Below are 18,391 nucleotides of genomic sequence, written 5' to 3'. Positions count from 1 at the left end.
GTATTACTCCATCTCTCTCACTTCCGCTAGTGCTCTGTTTAAGTTTTCATTAGCCACTTTATAGTAAGATGATTTTTTATTGATAGCTTGTTGTAAATAAGGAACTGCCTGATCGGGCTTTCCTTGTAATATCAAGAAGTAGCCGACATTATTTAACGCCTCCGGCGCTTCCATATGCCTCATGAATACGTTGGTTGCTTTTTTAATATCCCCAGACGCTAAATAAATAAGTGCCAGATTATTCTGAGCTTTTTCATTATTCGGATCCAATTCTAAAGCTGAACGCGTATACTGATAGGCTTCCTTGTAGTTACCGTACATATAGTGAGAATAGCCCATATTCAGCAAAGCTTTGACTGAACTTTTATCTATCGTCAGTGACTTTTTAAAGTACTCTTGTGCGATCTGATGCTTTCCGTCAACATCTTCCAGTACGCCAATCCCCATATAAGCTAGCGCTGGAGACATACTATCGACCTTCAAACTGGCCACTTCACTTTGGTTCAATGCTTGGTAGTTCTGGATAGTTTCACTGCTTTTTAAACGAACTTGGTCTGAATTAATCGCTTTAAAGAAATAACTCCGCCCTTCATCAGTACGACGTTGTTTGGTGTATAGAACGCCTAACTGTTCCAGCACTTCAGTGTGCGCAGGGTTAAAATCTAGCGCTGCAAGGTAAGCTTTCTCGGCCAACGCATAGTTACCGCGAGACGAATGTATTTGGCCAATAGTGAACAGAGTTTTATCGTGAAACTCTTTTTCAGGGAAAGACAAAGAGCGTATGTATTCATACAACGCCAAGTCTATATTGTTGTCTCGCAGAGCAATGTCACCGCGCATAATTGCTTCTTTTTCATTTAGCGGTGGATCATCACTAGTCAAACTATCGATTGGTTTACCCGAATACAATTCGGCATCAAATTGGTTGGTTGGTTCATCAGAAGATGCACAACCAAGTAGCAAAATTGGCAATAATAGAAGAAGAAACTTATTGTATAAAATCATAAACTTGCTCCCGGCGCAGTTAATGCGTCCATTACGATCAAGATTCCAGGGCCAAGTGCGACAATGAAAAAACAAGGCCAAATAAATATCAACATGGGGAATAACATTTTAGTCGGTATTTTCGCCGCGATTTCTTCAGCGGCTTGCTGACGCTTATCTCTAAAATCTTCAGTATAGTCACGGAGCGTTTGCGCTAAGCTTCCGCCCATTCTCGATGCATGAGAAAGCAAAGAAACCAAACCTTCCAATTCGACTAAACCGGTTCGTTCGATAAGCTGCCTAAGTGCGTCAGGCATGGTGACACCCGCTTGAATTTTAGCAAATACCGTCTCTAGTTCATCCGCGAGTTCAGGCTGAGAGACATAGAGCTCTGATGCAACACGACCAAGAGCCGCATTAAAACCAAGTCCAGACTCGGTACATACAACAAGAAGATCAAGCGCATCAGGGACACCGTTTCTTATTTTTTTCTGACGCTCTTTTTGAAACTTGTTCAGAACAATATTTGGTGTGAATGTTCCGAGAAAAACACAAGTCATGATGAGCAAATTATTGTAATCTCCGCCCAACGATATGTAATAGACCATAAAAGCAGCGACGATGCCTATTAAGCTAGATAAAACCTTCAACGCATAGAAAACTGATAATGAACTCTTCTCATGGAACCCAGCATGCATCAGCTTTTCTGAGTAAGTTTCATTATCCTTTTTGTTACCTTTACTTAAAAAAGGGCTTAATGATTCAAGCGTATTTGAGAAATCATAGGGTTTTCGGCCACCGACACTTCCCTCTTCAGATATTTGTCTTAGCTTCTTGTCTAAAGGAGATCGAGCACCTAAAAACAGAAACCCAACAGTCAATGTTAACAAGACAGTAGTGAGCAAAATCATCGCATAAATAACTACTTGAGAGCTGATCCCAAACTCTTCTAACATCTGCTTCCAGACTTCAATATTGAGTAGTTCCATAAGTTAAATCTCTATGCTGATGATCTTTTTAATCCACAAGGCTCCGATAGCCAAAAGAACTATACCGACACTCACCATAGAGAGACCGCGTGGATCTGTGTAAAGTGGCTCGATGTATTCGGGACCAGCTACCCGCATAGCAAAAAACAAACCAAAGGGTGATAACGTTAAGATCCATGCTGACAACCGACTCTCAGCCGAGAGCGTTTTGACTTTCCTTTCCAGTTTAAAACGCGCTCTAAGTACTTCAGATACCTTTTGCAAATTCTCGGATAAGTTTCCCCCAGTCTCTTTCTGCAACATTACGGCGCTAGAAAAAGCTAGCATTGAAACGGTTGGGACTCGCTCTGCCATTTGTAAAATTGCCAAACGTAAGTCATAACCATAGTTGAGCAGGTTATAAGTGTTCTTAAACTCGGCACCTATAGGATCAGGAAGCTCTTCGCCAACCTCGTTAAATGATTGAACCAACGGTTGCCCGGCTTGCAATGCTCGTCGGATAACATCTAAAGCCTCGGGAAGCTGTTCCTCAAATCGAGCCATTCTGTAGGTCACTCGATTTTGCACAAATAGATAGGCGACAACCCAAACAAAAATGAATGCCGCGACACTAATGAACCATACTTGGTTGGTCATTATCGCTATCAATGTAAGCGACACACCACAAAGAGAAACTATGAGTAAAAAGCGGCTCAATGCTAATTTAAAGCCGGCTAGTTCCAACATTTTCTTTAAGCCAGCAAAATATGGAATGACGATTAACTTGCGGTCTACTGGAGATAAATCTTTGTTATAATGTTCTTTTAGTAATGACAAACTCTCTGCATCGATATTACGTTGCGTCTCTTTCAAGCGACGAGACAGCTCTTTATGCTTCGCTTTCTTACCTGCAGCAGGTAACAACAACGCTTGGGAAATAAAAAGTACTGCGATAAACAATAGACCTAATGAAACGCTTACATTGTCCATAATATATCCTTAGCCTTTGGTCTCACTAAAGAGCTCGAAAGGCAGGTCGAGTCCACGTTTGACTAACTGGTCATGGTATTGAGGCACAACCCCCGTTGCCGTGAAATAACCGATAATATTGCCGTCTTCATCAATACCTTTACGCTGAAAACGGAATATTTCCGACATAGTAATCACCTCACCTTCCATGCCGTTGATCTCTTGGATACTCACCATACGACGCTTGCCATCTTCTTGGCGTTCCATTTGAACAACAAGGTGGATAGCCGAAGCAATTTGAGCTCGTAAGTTTTTGGTGGATATGTTCCACCCTGCCATCGAGAACATATTCTCGACTCGACTCAAGGCATCACGGGGGGTATTCGCGTGAATGGTAGCCAGTGAACCATCATGACCGGTATTCATCGCTGCTAGCATGTCAACGGCTTCGCTACCACGCACCTCCCCAACCACGATTCGATCTGGTCGCATACGCAAGGTATTTTTAACCAATTCGCGCTGGCTGATTTCTCCCTTCCCTTCTAGGTTAGCAGGGCGGGTTTCGAGACGAATAACATGTGGTTGTTGCAGTTGTAATTCGGCCGAGTCTTCTATGGTAATAATTCGTTGGTCTCGCGGAATGAAACCAGAAAAGATATTCAGTGTGGTTGTTTTCCCTGACCCCGTCCCTCCTGAAATCAATATATTGAGCTCACCTTTCACAGCAGCCTCCACAAACTTAGCCATTTGAGGCGAGACTGAGTCGTAACCAATTAAGTTATCCATCGTCAGTCGATCGACAGCAAAGCGACGGATCGAAACGGAAGGGCCATCGAGTGCGAGAGGCGGGATAATCGCATTAACACGGGAACCATCAACTAAGCGCGCATCTACCATAGGTGATGCTTCATCGATACGACGACCAACCTGACTTACGATACGGTCAATAATGTTTCTTAAATGGCGATCATCAAGAAAAGTATAGGGCGTTTTTTCGAGTTTACCCCGTCGCTCAACGTAAACACTTTTAGGGCCGTTGACCAATATATCCGACACAGTTTGATCAGCTAATAAGGGCTCCAACGGCCCCAGACCAAAAACTTCATCTTCTATCTGTTTGATGACCCGCTTACGACCTTCTGCGCTGAGTGCATGACTACCATCATCAGCCATCAACTGAACGATAGCTTCATGCAAATCTAGCTTGGCGCGCTCTTTCTCCAAGCTAGAAAGTAACCCTAAGTCTAACGTTTCAAGCAACTGCTTGTGAAAGAAGTGTTTGATTGATAATTCTTGCTCGAGTACTTTGCGAGCCTCGTCAATCGCCTTCTCTTTTTCAACGCTCGCCTCTGTCCGAGAGTGACTGGACATCTCAACACTTGATAAACGTTCAACAGGATTGGCATCTTCTGAATCATGCGAAATCTGTTCTACTTTTTTTTCAAACTCTGGATTTACATTTTTTCGTTTAAAGAACATCACAATCCCTCGTGTTTACTTTTCATCAACCCATTATGAAAACAACTTTTTCAGCCACCCTTTCTCTTCTTGTTCAGGTGGTGAAAGAACATGAGATAAGTCGATGATAGAGCGAGTAATAGAGCTTTTTTTTCTCGACTGAACTAACGGCTGCCCCAAGTTGGCACTCTCTAGCGCGACTTTAAAATCATTTGGCATAAGGTGTATGTCGTGGTTGCCCACGGCTTGTTCAATGTCTTTCAACTTAATTGAATGTCGCTTTTCATAACGGTTGAGAATGACCTCTATTGAGTCACTTTGTAAGCCGTACTCAAACTTCAGAGATTTAATTAGTCGGCTTGTGTTTTTTACTGACACTAAGCTCTGTTGCAAAACCAAAAGTACTTTAGTCGCTGGTGATATTGCTGATGCAAATACGTGGTCTAAGCCTCTAGACAGGTCAATGATCACATAAGGGTAGAAACGACGCAGAATTGGAAGTAATCTGCCAATTTTCTGAGCCTGTTCGAAATCATCAGCGTTATTTTCATGTTTAAAGCTTAGAACATGGAGACCTGATTCGTGTTTATTTACTAACGATCCCAAGGACATTTCATCCAAATCATTAGAACTGTTGATCGCATCAGAAACACTGTAAGTCGGTGCTATGTTCAAGTAGTCGGGAATCACGCCAAATTGAAGGTCGATATCGAGTAAAAGAACTTCGTTGGGGTGTTGAGTGGCCATCTCAATGGCAGTATTTAACGCCAAGGTAGTTGCTCCCATTCCTCCTTTGGTATTCAAAAACAAGATAAACTCTCCGTAACTGGAGTTCTCTAGCTTTTCGGAAGCGGTTTTCTTCAATAGTGGAAGTAAGTCCGATAGAGTCACATTGTGAGACAAAAAATCTGATGCCCCTAAGCGAAGTGCAATTTTTAATGACCCATTATCACTTTCATCACCAAGCACAACTAAAGACAAGTCCTTGTCTTCTAGAGACAAATCATACCCTTGCAACTCAACCATTTTTTGCGCCCAATTCCCGTGAGCTTCAACGAAAATAAGCTCTGGAACATCTGCACTTTTTAAATATTCCTCACTCATTGCCGCAAGTGAAAACGACGTCAAGTGCACATTTCGGCATTTTTTTAACTCTTGGGTCATATGCGAATGAAAGGTGTCAGTACTGTAAACTAACCAAACCTTTAGATTTGTTTTTAAACGCGGCATACCCTTATCACTTTCATTAGGCGTTATTTTAATCGCTTCCCCCATACATCAACTCCTGTATTAAGTGCCTTATAGGCACCGATTCCGTATGTTAGTGCTAGTATCAGTTTCAGGCCTCACCACTCCCAAACTTTCTGCTGGCAGTATTGTTTCAAACGCAGGAGCGGCTAGAAATCCATTATTTCCTAGAAAGCTTAGGTTACTGATTAGCTGAATGCCATAACCCGTAGCCCTAGCACGCACAAATTTAATATCACCAAAGTTCGCTTCAAAATCAGAAGCAACCTCTACCCCGCTCGCGTCTAAGTAAGCCACTTCTAAGTTCGCATTAGTAAACCCAACAAGAGGAATATCATCCACCACCATTCCGGCAATATTATCTCTATCTAAGACGTAACAGACCGTCGCTAACCTAGCAGCCTTCCTAGTTGCTTCACTGACCATTTGCAGCGAAAATATATAGGCACCTAACGCTAAAATGAGGAAGAGCAGCAGAAAAATTAATGATGAGACCAAAGTGAACTCAATAATGGCAAGCCCTTTGGTTCGTCTTTTAAGTCTTATCATCACAGCACCCTCATCACGGAAGTCACACTTAATGGAACAGCAAAACTCTCGTTCGAAAAAGGAATAGACAAGAAGAGTGGAACATAATCATACGTCACACTGACTCGTACATAACTGTCTCCTGAAGGAGGGGTTACAGTCACATCCGATGTCGTCAGTGAAGATAATACAGCTGTTCCTACGCTGTTCTGACCATAGACCACGACATTCTGAATTTCAGACGTCGGTGCGATGGTTCCACCAATGGTTCCATACACTTCACTAACCGCATAACGAGCGCCATTTTGCACAGATTTAGAGATAACATTGTAGTGAATAAGAATATTGCCAAGCTCCAGAACTAAGACCAGAAAAAACAGTAAGATGGGAGTCGCGATGACCACCTCTACAGCAGCCAAGCCCTTTTGAAATTGATTAGATTGCGTCATGATCAAGACTCCCCACTATCGGGGTCCTTATACAGAACAATCTTATAAGTCCCTTCCGTTGTCGACGTTGTACTACCAGAACCACCAGTAACACTGCAAGAGTGGATAAACTCACCAAAAACGGCTGGTGTACCTGAGTTGTTAGTTGGTGCTTTTTGCAACAAGAAAAAACAGCCTATTTTGTGTACGGTAAAGTCGGTTGCACCGCCACTTTTACCTGAGCAATCAACCATAGGAATGGGCAAAATTCTTCTCCAAGCAACACCATTAGATGCACACCCAGAACCGCCACTTGCTATACAGGCGTTGGTATCTGACTCATATTGAGCATAGGTATAACTTCCGTCAGAATCGATATCTCCTGTACCGGCATCAATCGTGATTTCATTGGTCGGTTCTGTGGTTACATAATCTGAAGGGTAATCGGATGCCGATAAGCCACCGCCATAATCTCCAAAACGAGTATTCAAACCATCGCCTGTGGGGCCAACCGTACCACCAGGTTTGGTTGTGATATCTTCACCAATTTTGACTGGCTGGTCATAACTACCGCCTAAACCTTCTTTAATTGTTTTACCACCAGAGCCGAAATCCAATAGGTGATAATTACCGTTGCCCATTTCTGACAAGCTACTGTCACCCACCTTCAATGCGTGGACCGTTCCGACTTCATATCCAAATACATTAACTATCTCTTCACCTGTCACATCGTGATAGCCATCTTCTGGATCAATATCGTTATCCGAAGTGCCATCACCAATACATACGCCAATGGGCACAACGTTATTAACTACTTCTTGCCCAGAGCTTGGCCCAGCAACAGCACTTGCCGATACCACTTTTTCAAGACCAAACAGTTGAATAAAGAATTCATCCATCTCTAGTGCATCCACGCGAACTCGCACATAAACATCGTCACTTGCACCGAACGTCGCAGTGCCCGTAAAGTCTTGTGGATCATTGGAATAATCAATGTTTATAGAAGCAGTAGAGAAATCAATTTCTTGATTCCCAGTTGAAGCCGCCATGGCATTGAGCGCCGTACCAACTTCTGCGTCTACCGCGTCTTTATCTTTACTATTGTCTAATATGGTTGCGGCAGCCAATGCTGCAGAATCGACTGCATTTTGTAAGCGCGTTTTATTTACAACCATATGGTTTATGTCTACAGCTAGCGCTGAGACAGCAAGAAAAACCAGCAAGGCAGCAGTAATCATCACCGCAACTAAGCCTTGTTGTTTTTTAGGGCTTTGTGATACTCGATACAACATATGAGTACCTCCAGATTTAGTTAAAATCTTCTAAGATCTGGCTACTACTTCCGGACAGATCATTTTCACCTCTGCCCACATATCTGTCGTAACCAGTCTGCATCCGCTCCCCTGTACCATCAGGTACTTCGAGTAAATTCTCTTGGGTCGCATTAGGGTTATACGTTTGCTCTGTTTTCACTAGTGCGACTGAGTGCCCTAAACGAGCATCGTTCGCACAGCCAACCAATAACATTGTGAGAAAGATCATCATTATTTTAGTCATATCTATCCCCTTATAAATCATGCCCAAATGAGCCTTCGCTACCACCATCGGTCGGTGATATATCCTGTGAAGCTTGAGATTGTTCTGAATCAGATTCAGACGGTTCAGCGATGTAAGCGCTTCGGCCTAACAAGTAATATTCCAAATCATTAGGATCAACAAAGGCATCAGTTGGTAACGTCACTTTCGTTCGGTCAATAGGTTTAGCGAGTCGAGGAGTAACAAGAATAACGAGCTCTGTTTCACCAGATACGTACTCTTGGCTATTGAAAAGCTGACCTAAAATCGGCACATCGCCAAAACCTGGCATCTTGTTACTGATGTCCCTAACATTCTCACTCAACAACCCCGCAATACCGATGGTTTGACCGTCGGCTAACTCAAGCGTCGACGATGCACTTCTTCGGGTAATTGGAGGGATAAAATAAGTCGCATTGGTGGTACCAGGATCAATCGTTAACGAGCTACTATTGGCAATCTCACTCACATCAACCGCTAAGTTTAGGTTGATTTTTTTGTCACTGAGTACCGTGGGGATGAACTTTAAACCTACACCATATTCTTTATATTCAATGGTAATACCATCTTCATCAGGCACCGGAATGGGAAACTCCCCCCCCGCTAAAAACTCAGCCTTAGAACCACTTAATGCGGTTAAGTTCGGTTCAGCCAACACCTTAGCAACCCCGTTTTGTTTCGCTACGTCCAGTGCGAAAGTAAACAATGTATTACTATCAATGAAAGAACCTAAAATGCCGTAATCAGTAGAGGTTGGAATATTGAAAATAGGGGTCGCACCTAACACACCAGCAGGGACTGAAGACGCCCCCCAAGAGAAGTCAGATCCACTGGTTTGGAAGAAATGGAAGTTCGCATCAAACTTTCTTACCAAGCTTCTTTGAACCTCAGCAACCGTCACCTCTAACATCACCTGCTGAGCCCCTCCGATCGACATCAAATTAATAACACCTGTCGCTGCAGCTTGTTCACTTCCACTTTCTTTTGATGCGTCAGCAGCCTGCCCTGACGAATAGGTTTCTGCGATTCGCATCGCCACATTCATTTGTTGTTGGTTGCTGACCTGACCGCTCAATAATAGACGGTTTTGCGCACTGTGCACTTCGATAGTTTCATCAGGAAGGAACTCATATAATTTAGCTTTAAGGCTATTAAGATCATGAGTAACCTCAATGTTAATAGACTCAATTAACCGACCTCGAGAGTCCCAAGCCATTAGGTTTGTCGCACCTAATTTTTTACCAATTAAAAACACTTCATTTGATTTTAAAATTACAATATCTAAAACTTCAGGATCACCAAGAGAAACCTTCGCCGCTTTTCCCGACAGCACGACATGCGTAGATTTATGATGTGGAACCGTGACTGTTTTTCCCGTTTGTAACGCCGCTACACTGGCCGTCGAAATACAAATCAGGCTCAAAACACACGCAATTAATATTCTCATATTTCACCTCAATCCTTGACGCGCACATTAGATGTTTCTGTACCTTTGATAATAGTGACACTCGGTCTAGGCACATATCGACGAACCACTTTTTTCTCAACTTCATGTGGGTTTCTCAAAGTCAGCTGAATATCGCCTTTGCTTTTAGCCGTGAGAAGTTTCTCTGCCTCTTTCGGCGTCATCTCAAGTGTTACCGCTCGTACAATAATCGGACTGTTTTCTTTCGTTTTAGCCGTTTGGTCGACAGCCAAAACCTTAATGTCTTTTAATACTGTTTGAGTCGCTGCAGAATTTTTTCCGTAAGAAACCGTATTAAGAATATCAACCTTGTTACCCGGTAATAAGAAACCCGCCACACCAATAACATCATCAACACGTATCGTTACCGCACGTTTATTCTCAGGGATAAGAGCTGCAAGCGTTGACCCTTCTCCTGGTACAGTAAATCGTAGCTTGTGAAGGACCTCTCCCGCATAGACAGTATTCGCAACAACCTTGCCAATCAGCTCTGCTTTATCCGAATAGTTATTTTCATTAATCCAATCAACTTCCATCAATCTGGTGGTTAAAAACTGATCCTCGATAATAGTTCCGGCTTCAATTTCTTGTGATGCGACAACAACGGGGTGACGCTCGACCGTTTCAACTTCAACGGTTGGCTGAACTTGATCATCCATCCACTGCTTAGCAAAAAATACAGCCGCTAAGCCGAATACTACGGACAGTAAAAACAGTAGGAAAACTTGACTCTTATTCATTATTCTCTTCCTCGTGTCCATCAGAGGTAAAATAAACTTCCCATGCCATGGAAAGAATATCGAATGTGATAACAGGTGGGAGTTGCTCAAACGAAAGAATGTCTTTGCTTATACCAACGAGATCTTTCGGTAAACATGGGAAAAGTGGCACTTTTAGAAGCGTGTGCATTTGAGACAAACGCTCAAAAAACCCGTCTTGAAGCTCTACCTCTTTATCAGCAACGACGCTCATCCATAAAGCTTCATAATCTCGCTGATTAAGTGGCTTGAATTCAATCTTGTAACCTAAACGACGTAAAAAGGCAGGATCGCTTATTTTCTTGGGGTTTAGATTGGTAGAAAAGGCAAGAGTTAATACAAATGGCATCGTTATCTGCTGACCATTAGGCAACGACAAATAGTCGAAGGAATACTCCATCGGTACAATCCAACGATTAAGAAGCGCATCCACTGGCATGGGCTGACGACCAAGGTCATCAATGATAAAGATCCCATTATTTGCCATCATTTGAACTGGGGCTAACCAGACTCGACTATTCTCTGAATGATTCACTTCAAGCATATCCATAGTGAGCTCTCCCCCAACCTGAATATTAGGCCTTTCACAATTAAGCCAACGCTTGTCGTACTGATCTTTGAGGGAAATGCTTTGATCGCTGCCGTTACTATCCAACGGTTTATGATGTTGCGCCGAGAACACCTTGATAATGTTACCTAATGCATAGACTGCATAAGGAATAAATACAGAGGTGTGCAAAGCATTCACAATACGGCTCGCGACAAAGGTTTTACCAGTACCAGCGTGCCCATATAACAACAAAGCACGTCCAGAATTGATTGCAGGCCCTAGCACTGAAATCATTTTGTCGACACCATATACATCATCCAGAGCAGCTTCGACATGTGGTCTAGTGACTAGCTCTACTCTCAGGTCTTGCTGTTTGACCACATCACTGTATTGGGTAAGTGAAACTGGTGCGGGACCTAAATAAGCATCACGTCTAAAGGCAAGATCAGCTTCTTCCAGTCCTTTCTCAGAAAGGGAGTAACGGACATGGCTATGGGACGCTGATGAGAGAGAAAGATCTGAAGTAGGTTGAAATACCTCAATTAACGACTTTTTCCTTAAAACGGCCAGAGCACTTTCCACAATATGGGTAACAACACACATATAATTAGAGAGTTCTAACACATCCGATTTAGGGTAAGCAGACAAATGCTTGAGTACGAGGTTTTCAATAACGACTTCAGGAACACCCAACATATCAAGAGATGTCGGAACGGTAGGGGCTGAAATTTGAGGCTTCAAAGTTGTTGGAGCAGTACGCCCTATAATATCCATATATTATTCCTCTCCACAAAGCTAACCAACAACAGGTTTAAGTAAAGTAGCTATACATCGCTAATCCCATTACAACAGAGGGTGCAAAAGGCATCGTCACTTTATTTGAATACCTAGCGTGCAAACTCGCACTTTCATCTAATACTGGTACCACCCCACCAAGCACGATCAGCTTATTTTCAAAATAGCCTTTGATACTCAGACTGTTCGAGTTGGAAAAATTATATAGCAGGTAGAAAGTCCCGATCACTCCAGAAGAAAGTAAGATAAAGTACGACGCATCAAGTAATTGTCCCCACCCGAGATACATCCCTACAATACCTAATAGCTTCACATCTCCTGCAGACATAGCTCTTAAAAAATATAAGAGTAATCCAAAACAAAAAAACGCCACGAATCCAACGAAGGACATTAAGAAAAAGTCAAAGGTATAATTACGGTTAAACATCGATAAAAAATACACAAACAAAAACAGAATCAATATTTTATTTGGTATGCGATGTTTCTCAACATCGCATACCGAAACTGTAATTAGTAATGCCCAAAAAGCTGAAGGCTCATTAATCATATATTCAACTCATATACTAGATGTAACGTTCTGGAGTTTACTGATTAAAGCTGTTCCCATCCCAGAAAACACTAATACAATGAAAAGAACAAGCGAGGCTGCACCTATCACATACTCAATCGTTGTCAACCCTGCTTGCCGTGTCATGCTTGTACTATTCATAGCGAAGCCATCCTTCACAGTTACGCGAAGCCACTAGGTACCATCACCAATATTTCCAATAATAGTATTCAGTTTGGTTGAAAGTTGTGTGCCTAAACCTGTAAATACGGTTGTTATCGCGAGAACCAACAATGCTGCACCGATTACATATTCGACAACAGTCAACCCTTCTTCATCTTTCATGAATTCTTTACAATTATTCAAAAACTTATCCATGAGAACCTCTCCTTGATTTACGTATCAGGCTTTGTTTACCTGTAAACTAAATCTAGAGGTGAGAGATATATTAGGTTAGGATTTTCTTGCCATTTACTTGCACTTTTTTGTGGTACTTCTAATCTAATTATTATGCATCTTAATTTATCTATTTTTAAACTCGAAGTTGAATATGAAATAGAGTTGGTATTTATATGAAAGTAGTAACACCTTTATTATCAGATAAAGACAGTGAATTTAATGCTGTTATTATCAATAAAATAAACCACTACTTCCCCATTGAAAATTATAAGCAAGATATATCTATAATCAGTAACTTAGATGTCAGACTGGTATTTTTTATCTTGAATAGACCGGATAAACTTCAACTACTTACAATGGCATTATCTATTTGTGAAAACTTGAACAAGCGAATAGTCATTATTTGCTCGGACCAGTTACCTAATATCGTTCGAAATCATAAGAATATATTTTTCATTATCGAAACAAATAGTAATCATCTGACCAGTACATTCGAAGAACTTAAGCGTAAAACACAGCATATCTTCGAACCTCACTTCGATTTCGACAGAGACATAAATAACAACAATCAACTGCCTACCAAATTGTTTACTTCTGAGGTTGTTAACTATGTTATGGATAACATAAACAAAGAAATCAGAGAAACGGAGATCGCCGAGAAGTGCCATTGTTCAACAACCTACTTTTCGAAAAAGTTTCATCTACACTTTGGGGTAAGCTTTAGAGACTTTGTTTGTGATAAAAGAGTTCTACTAGCTAAAAAATTGATTGAGGCGGATACCGAGTCAAAAATTGCTGTAATTGCCTATCAATGTGGATACAAGGATGTGTCGTATTTTTCGAGAATTTTTAAGAAAAGGACAGGTGTAACCCCAGCAAGTTACAGGCGTGCCTGCACAGATAACAGAAAACGCTAATTTTACTCCCTAAAAGAAAAAATCATGGTACATTTAACATGATTTTAACAAAAATAACTTAGCGAAAAACATGGAGTTAGACAATGATTCAGCCTAACGAGTTTAGCCAAGAACAAGCAACAGCTCTCCCTACACCCAATGACATGATTTTAAAATGGGCAGAAGAACGCCCAAATGAAGTCTATTTGAAACAGATTATTAACCGCCAATTTGTCGAATTTACTTATAAAGAAGTAGCCGATAAAGCACTGAAACTGGCGTCAGCACTAGAAGGACTCGGAGCCCAACCTGGCGATCGAGTCGCTCTCGTATCGAAAAACTGTGCAGAATGGTTCATCTGCGATCTTGCGATGATGTTAGGAGATTTTGTCAGCGTCCCAATCTTTCCAACAGCAGGTGCAGATACCATTCAGTACTGTATTGAACACAGTGAAAGTAAAATTGTGATTGCGGGTAAGCTTGACGATCCTAAAGCCACTCAAAAAGTACTTGATGACAATCCGAGCTTAGTGAGTATTTCTCTGCCATACGACAGCGCAGCGAAGTGCCAACACACTTTCGAGCAGCTCATTGAGACACATGAACCATCAACCAAACGCCCTCAGCATCACGACGATAAGCTGATGTCACTTGTTTATACATCGGGTACATCAGGGTTACCAAAAGGCGCAATGCTCACCTACGGCGCGTTTACTTGGTCTGTTCAAAGATTGATTGACCATATTGGGATCCAACCTGGCGATCGCCTGTTTTCTTACCTACCACTAGCTCATATTACAGAACGCGTTTACATCTTTGGTTCTTCAGTGATGGGGGGCGTGGTTACGGCTTTCCCTGAATCTTTAGACACCTTTATTGATGATGTGAAAATGCATCGCCCTACACTGTTTATTTCAGTTCCTCGCTTATGGACTCTGTTCCAGCAGCGAATCCAAGACAAGTTGCCACAGAAGAAACTGAACTTCTTACTTAAGATTCCGTTTATCAACAACATCATTAAGAAAAAGCTAGCTGATGGTTTAGGGTTAGACCAAGCTCGTGTTCTCGGCTGTGGTTCTGCACCCGTATCACCCGCTCTACTCGCATGGTATGAGAGTGTTGGCCTGCACATTACCGAGGCATGGGGCATGACAGAGTCTTTCGCCTACAGCACGCTCAACTACCCATTCAGAGCCGATAAAATTGGTACGGTAGGTAATGCAGGTCCGGGGATCGAACTCAAAATAGCTGAAGATGAAGAGATTCTAGTTCGAGGCAAAGGCTTATTCTCTGGTTACTACAAGAATGATATTGCAACCCAAGAGTCTTTTAACTCGGATGGTTGGCTTCATACCGGTGATATCGGTGATATCGATAGTGAAGGTTACCTAACGATTCGTGGACGTAAGAAAGATACCTTTAAAACCGCTAAAGGTAAGTTTGTTGCCCCTGTACCAATCGAAAACAAACTGTTTGAGTACAGCCGCGTAGAAATGATGTGTTTGATAGGGCTTGGCCTACCAGGTCCAATCCTACTTGTGGTACCGCATGACTTCCCTAATTTCGATAGAGCTCGCTATGAGAAAACGACAAAGCGCGTTATCGAGAAAATGAACGAGCAGCTCGGTTCACATGAGAAAATCAAAGGTGTATTGATGATTAAGGAGCCATGGAGCATTGAGAATGGCGTGTTAACCCCGACTCTCAAAATCAAGCGACATATCCTTGAGCAGAAATACCATGAAGTTGGTCATAACTGGCCGAAAGATAAATTGGTGGTTTGGGAAGAATAATCAAAATCGAGAGGGAGCCATTATGGCTCCTTTTTTGTAAGCTCTGATTATAAGTACTTAGTATAATCCGCAGCATCACTACTCTCGTAATCTAAGCCAACATCCTTTCTCATTCGATGACTTAACGATTCCAAGCAAACAAATTGTCTAGATTTAGTCGCCTTCCTCACCTTAGTATTATCATTGATTTTAAGTACCTGAGTAACAAATATACCGACCCAACAGGTTATTGCTTTCATGTTCTCTCTCTTGTATTCCCTGTTTATTTATCGCTATTATGAAAACAACCTGTTCGATAATCGAACAACCATTATTAACAATAACTATAAGCTGAGATTATGGACAATATACTGCGTCACCTTTCAGGTCTCCGTTACTTTGAAGTTGCGGCTCGCTTGAGCAATTACAGCAAAGCGGCTGAAGAGCTGTTCGTCACTCAAGCAGCCGTCAGCCAGAAGATTCGACAGTTAGAAGAACAGGTTGGATGTAAGCTCTTTATTCGTAAGGGGCGTGCAATGACTTTGACGCATGAAGGGGACACACTTTTTAGACATGTCTCTGATGGGTTTCAAGAGGTTCTGCTGGGGTTAAACAAGATCCAATCAGAACCTATTCAAGGGCTGCTTGTTGTTAGAAGTCCCCCTTCTTTTGCTTCTCGTTGGTTACTACCTAGGCTATGGAAGTTCTCGGTAAAGCACCCAGAAATCCCAATTAAGGTGCTCACAGGGTCTGATACCCCAAATTTAAAACATGGTGAGATTGATGTGGCTATTCTGCAGGGCGAAGATCTATGCGTTGAAGAAGGCTTGACTCTTGAGATGCTAATCAACGAACCGGTTTACCCTTTTTGTTCCCCTGAACTCGCAAACTCTTTGAACTTCACATCACCCGAACAACTCCTCAAATGTTGGCTGATTCAGTTTGATAGCGGTTGTTTCCCGTGGGAGGAATGGTTTAGGCAAGCAAACATATCGACTCAAAGCAGCACTATTCAGTGGATGGAAGTAGGCACCTTTGATATGGGGTTAACCACGGTCATGGCGGGACATGGGGTTTGCTTGGCAACAGACAGCTTAGCTGGTGACTTCATTGAACGCGGCTTGCTAGTGAAGCCCTTTGATATAGGCATGACACCTGGGGTTCAAGTCAACCTATGCTTTGATCCTAACTCCCCGAGAGAAGGGCGTATTACTGCGTTCACCAATTGGTTGCATGAAGAAGTAAACGAGCTATTGGAGAATTAGATCTCATCTCCCACTTCTTTATATAAACCATAAACCTAACTCAACATAGAACGGTAACGTAAACCTCCCGACACCGACAAAACTATGTTGAGTTAAAGCAACGTCGAGTTAAAAGCTACGTTGCCTCGAATCACTCCCAAAATGACTTCTTCAGTTCTTTCTCGACTTGTTCCGACGTAATCCCGACATCTCTCAGTAAATAATCGGGTAGCTCAGACAGCTGCTTTCTGGTTCTACGATTTTGAAAGTACAGGCCTAATTTAGAATAGAATTTCTTAATTGATAATGATGACAAAAATGAATGGTTGGTATTTGCTGTTGCTGTGATCGTATTCATAGCCTTTCTCCTGTTGATCTTTTGCTTTGTTATGGTCAATAATCGACCAATAGAGCAACATCGACAAACGATAGATACTGGCATTCAGTTAAGGAAAACTAATGTGAGAGAACGAACTCCACCATTCCAAGGGATCTATTACTTTTACACGGCGGCAGAAACAGGCAGTTTTAAACTCGCCGCACAAAAGCTATTTGTTACGGCTGCAGCAGTCAGCCAGCAAATTCGCCAACTTGAAGAGTGGTTAGGCGCAGATCTGTTTATTCGCCAGCACCGAAAAATAGTATTAACCCATGAAGGCGAAGTACTTTACCTGCAAGCGAAGAAAGGCTTTGCCCATATTCAAGATGGGGTGAGGCGCATCAACCAAGACCCTAACCCGACTCAGCTGTCGATCTCTACCGTGCCTTCCTTTGCTCAGCATTGGCTTGTACCGAGAATTGGCGACTTTCGCGATCGCCACCCTGATCTATCTATGTTAATTGAGCCGACCAATAAGCTAGTCACATTTGAAGATTCTAATGTCGATATCTGTGTTCGATATGGTCATGGAAATTACCCTAACATCGAATCACGCTGGTTGATGGACGAGGTCATTTACCCGGTTTGTCACCCTATCTATCAGGAGAAACACGGTATATATGACATCGACGATCTGCATAAAGCGGAACTGATTGAAGACCGTTGGCCTGATATGGATTGGAATCTCTGGTTACAAGTCGCAGGAGTAAAAGCTGGCCGCACATCATTGCAATTTGATGGCTCTCATTTTGTGTTAGAAGGTGCACTATCCGTTCAAGGTGTCGCGCTTGTTAAGCACAGCTTGGTATACCGCTATTTACAAGAAAAGAAATTGGTGCGAATCGGAAACATCGCGCTAAAGCCTAAATACAATTACTTTTTGTGTGCGCCTCCAGGTTACTTTCATCGAGAAAAGATAAAACGTTTCGAAGAATGGATGCAGGCTCAGGTTAAATTGTTTGGTGATACAGGTAGAGAAGAGCTTTCGATTATCCACACCGATTACGAACTCAAATGGTCGGATAATTCATAAAGCGAAACTGGTATACTTAACTCAAATAAATGGCGAGAACATCTCATGACACAAGACAATAATCCACTTCACGGTATCACTCTACAGAAGCTACTGACTGAATTGGTTGAACATTACGGTTGGGAAGAATTGAGTTACATGGTGAACATCAACTGCTTTAAAAAAGACCCGAGCATTAAATCGAGCTTAAAGTTTTTGCGTAAAACGGATTGGGCTCGTACCAAGGTAGAGCAGATTTACATCGACTTAAAGCGTTAGTCTCTCCCTGTTTTATCAGTCCCGTGTTGATTAAATACGGGACAACCCCTGTGTCTACTTTTTAGGGGCCATATCAATATCACATCTCGCATCTCGCATCTCGCATCTCGCATCTCGCATCTCGCATCTCGCATCTC

20 protein-coding genes are annotated in these 18,391 nt (G+C 42.3%); 5 read left to right on the top strand and 15 right to left on the bottom strand.

Going from position 1 to position 18,391, the window contains the following annotated elements; all coding sequences use genetic code 11:
* Positions 1-3 precede the first annotated feature (3 nt).
* The 14 genes from AB6E85_RS09360 to AB6E85_RS09295 all read right to left on the bottom strand — a co-directional run bounded on the left by AB6E85_RS09360 (position 4) and on the right by AB6E85_RS09295 (position 12,651).
* Positions 4-1,005 carry a tetratricopeptide repeat protein gene (locus AB6E85_RS09360; RefSeq protein WP_372142402.1) on the bottom strand — a complete coding sequence of 334 codons (1,002 nt, stop codon included), beginning with the start codon at positions 1,003-1,005 and terminating at the stop codon, positions 4-6.
* Complete coding sequence (locus tag AB6E85_RS09355; protein WP_372142401.1) at positions 1,002-1,973, bottom strand: type II secretion system F family protein; 972 nt, start codon at positions 1,971-1,973, stop codon at positions 1,002-1,004. Before AB6E85_RS09355 ends, AB6E85_RS09360 begins: the two co-directional genes overlap by 4 nt.
* A 3-nt stretch (positions 1,974-1,976) precedes the next feature.
* A complete protein-coding gene (locus tag AB6E85_RS09350; protein ID WP_017066694.1) occupies positions 1,977-2,942 on the bottom strand; it encodes a type II secretion system F family protein in 966 nt (321 codons plus the stop codon).
* Positions 2,943-2,951: 9 nt separating this feature from the next.
* The gene (locus tag AB6E85_RS09345; protein WP_248639282.1) at positions 2,952-4,400 is read right to left on the bottom strand and encodes a CpaF family protein; all 1,449 of its coding nucleotides are present in this window, start codon (positions 4,398-4,400) and stop codon (positions 2,952-2,954) included.
* A gap of 33 nt (positions 4,401-4,433) precedes the next feature.
* Positions 4,434-5,654: an AAA family ATPase gene (locus AB6E85_RS09340; protein WP_248639280.1), complete on the bottom strand. Its 1,221-nt coding sequence runs from the start codon at positions 5,652-5,654 to the stop codon at positions 4,434-4,436.
* 24 nt (positions 5,655-5,678) lie between these two features.
* Entirely contained in the window at positions 5,679-6,176 is a 498-nt protein-coding gene (locus AB6E85_RS09335) for a TadE/TadG family type IV pilus assembly protein (RefSeq protein WP_372142399.1), read from the bottom strand.
* The gene (locus AB6E85_RS09330; protein WP_248639276.1) at positions 6,176-6,604 is read right to left on the bottom strand and encodes a TadE/TadG family type IV pilus assembly protein; all 429 of its coding nucleotides are present in this window, start codon (positions 6,602-6,604) and stop codon (positions 6,176-6,178) included. Before AB6E85_RS09330 ends, AB6E85_RS09335 begins: the two co-directional genes overlap by 1 nt.
* 2 nt (positions 6,605-6,606) lie before the next feature.
* Entirely contained in the window at positions 6,607-7,875 is a 1,269-nt protein-coding gene (locus tag AB6E85_RS09325) for a TadE/TadG family type IV pilus assembly protein (protein ID WP_248639274.1), read from the bottom strand.
* 16 nt (positions 7,876-7,891) lie between these two features.
* The gene (locus AB6E85_RS09320) at positions 7,892-8,188 is read right to left on the bottom strand and encodes a hypothetical protein (RefSeq protein WP_170930205.1); all 297 of its coding nucleotides are present in this window, start codon (positions 8,186-8,188) and stop codon (positions 7,892-7,894) included.
* Positions 8,151-9,605: a type II and III secretion system protein family protein gene (locus AB6E85_RS09315; protein ID WP_048605622.1), complete on the bottom strand. Its 1,455-nt coding sequence runs from the start codon at positions 9,603-9,605 to the stop codon at positions 8,151-8,153. The genes AB6E85_RS09320 and AB6E85_RS09315 overlap by 38 nt, the downstream gene beginning before the upstream one ends.
* Positions 9,606-9,613: 8 nt before the next feature.
* Positions 9,614-10,363, bottom strand: coding sequence for a Flp pilus assembly protein CpaB (gene cpaB / locus AB6E85_RS09310; RefSeq protein WP_048605624.1), 750 nt, complete (start codon positions 10,361-10,363; stop codon positions 9,614-9,616).
* On the bottom strand, positions 10,356-11,705 hold the full coding sequence (locus AB6E85_RS09305) for an AAA family ATPase (RefSeq protein WP_372142396.1): 1,350 nt from the start codon (positions 11,703-11,705) through the stop codon (positions 10,356-10,358). Before AB6E85_RS09305 ends, cpaB begins: the two co-directional genes overlap by 8 nt.
* A 37-nt stretch (positions 11,706-11,742) precedes the next feature.
* A complete protein-coding gene (locus AB6E85_RS09300) occupies positions 11,743-12,273 on the bottom strand; it encodes a prepilin peptidase (RefSeq protein ID WP_372142394.1) in 531 nt (176 codons plus the stop codon).
* A gap of 195 nt (positions 12,274-12,468) precedes the next feature.
* The gene (locus AB6E85_RS09295) at positions 12,469-12,651 is read right to left on the bottom strand and encodes a Flp family type IVb pilin (RefSeq protein WP_248639267.1); all 183 of its coding nucleotides are present in this window, start codon (positions 12,649-12,651) and stop codon (positions 12,469-12,471) included.
* Positions 12,652-12,845: 194 nt separating this feature from the next.
* On the opposite strand from AB6E85_RS09295, the gene AB6E85_RS09290 reads away from it, so the two are divergent.
* The 3 genes from AB6E85_RS09290 to AB6E85_RS09280 all read left to right on the top strand — a co-directional run bounded on the left by AB6E85_RS09290 (position 12,846) and on the right by AB6E85_RS09280 (position 16,605).
* Positions 12,846-13,589 carry a helix-turn-helix domain-containing protein gene (locus AB6E85_RS09290; protein WP_372142392.1) on the top strand — a complete coding sequence of 248 codons (744 nt, stop codon included), beginning with the start codon at positions 12,846-12,848 and terminating at the stop codon, positions 13,587-13,589.
* An 83-nt stretch (positions 13,590-13,672) separates the two neighbouring features.
* Positions 13,673-15,361, top strand: coding sequence for an AMP-binding protein (locus AB6E85_RS09285; protein ID WP_059020099.1), 1,689 nt, complete (start codon positions 13,673-13,675; stop codon positions 15,359-15,361).
* A gap of 338 nt (positions 15,362-15,699) precedes the next feature.
* Entirely contained in the window at positions 15,700-16,605 is a 906-nt protein-coding gene (locus AB6E85_RS09280; RefSeq protein ID WP_372142391.1) for a LysR substrate-binding domain-containing protein, read from the top strand.
* A gap of 130 nt (positions 16,606-16,735) precedes the next feature.
* Here the strand turns inward: AB6E85_RS09280 and AB6E85_RS09275 are convergent, their stop codons facing one another.
* Entirely contained in the window at positions 16,736-16,942 is a 207-nt protein-coding gene (locus tag AB6E85_RS09275; protein ID WP_372142389.1) for a DUF1127 domain-containing protein, read from the bottom strand.
* Positions 16,943-17,045: 103 nt separating this feature from the next.
* On the opposite strand from AB6E85_RS09275, the gene AB6E85_RS09270 reads away from it, so the two are divergent.
* Positions 17,046-17,996, top strand: coding sequence for a LysR substrate-binding domain-containing protein (locus AB6E85_RS09270; protein ID WP_372142388.1), 951 nt, complete (start codon positions 17,046-17,048; stop codon positions 17,994-17,996).
* Between the two features lie 45 nt (positions 17,997-18,041).
* The gene (locus tag AB6E85_RS09265; RefSeq protein WP_012604684.1) at positions 18,042-18,254 is read left to right on the top strand and encodes a VF530 family DNA-binding protein; all 213 of its coding nucleotides are present in this window, start codon (positions 18,042-18,044) and stop codon (positions 18,252-18,254) included.
* The last annotated feature ends 137 nt before the right edge of the window (positions 18,255-18,391 follow it).

The organism is Vibrio sp. 10N.247.311.51 (genome assembly GCF_041467855.1).
GTDB lineage: Bacteria > Pseudomonadota > Gammaproteobacteria > Enterobacterales > Vibrionaceae > Vibrio > Vibrio coralliirubri.
Note: the sequence above shows the minus strand (reverse complement) of the source record. Positions and strands in the feature narration are given on the sequence as shown.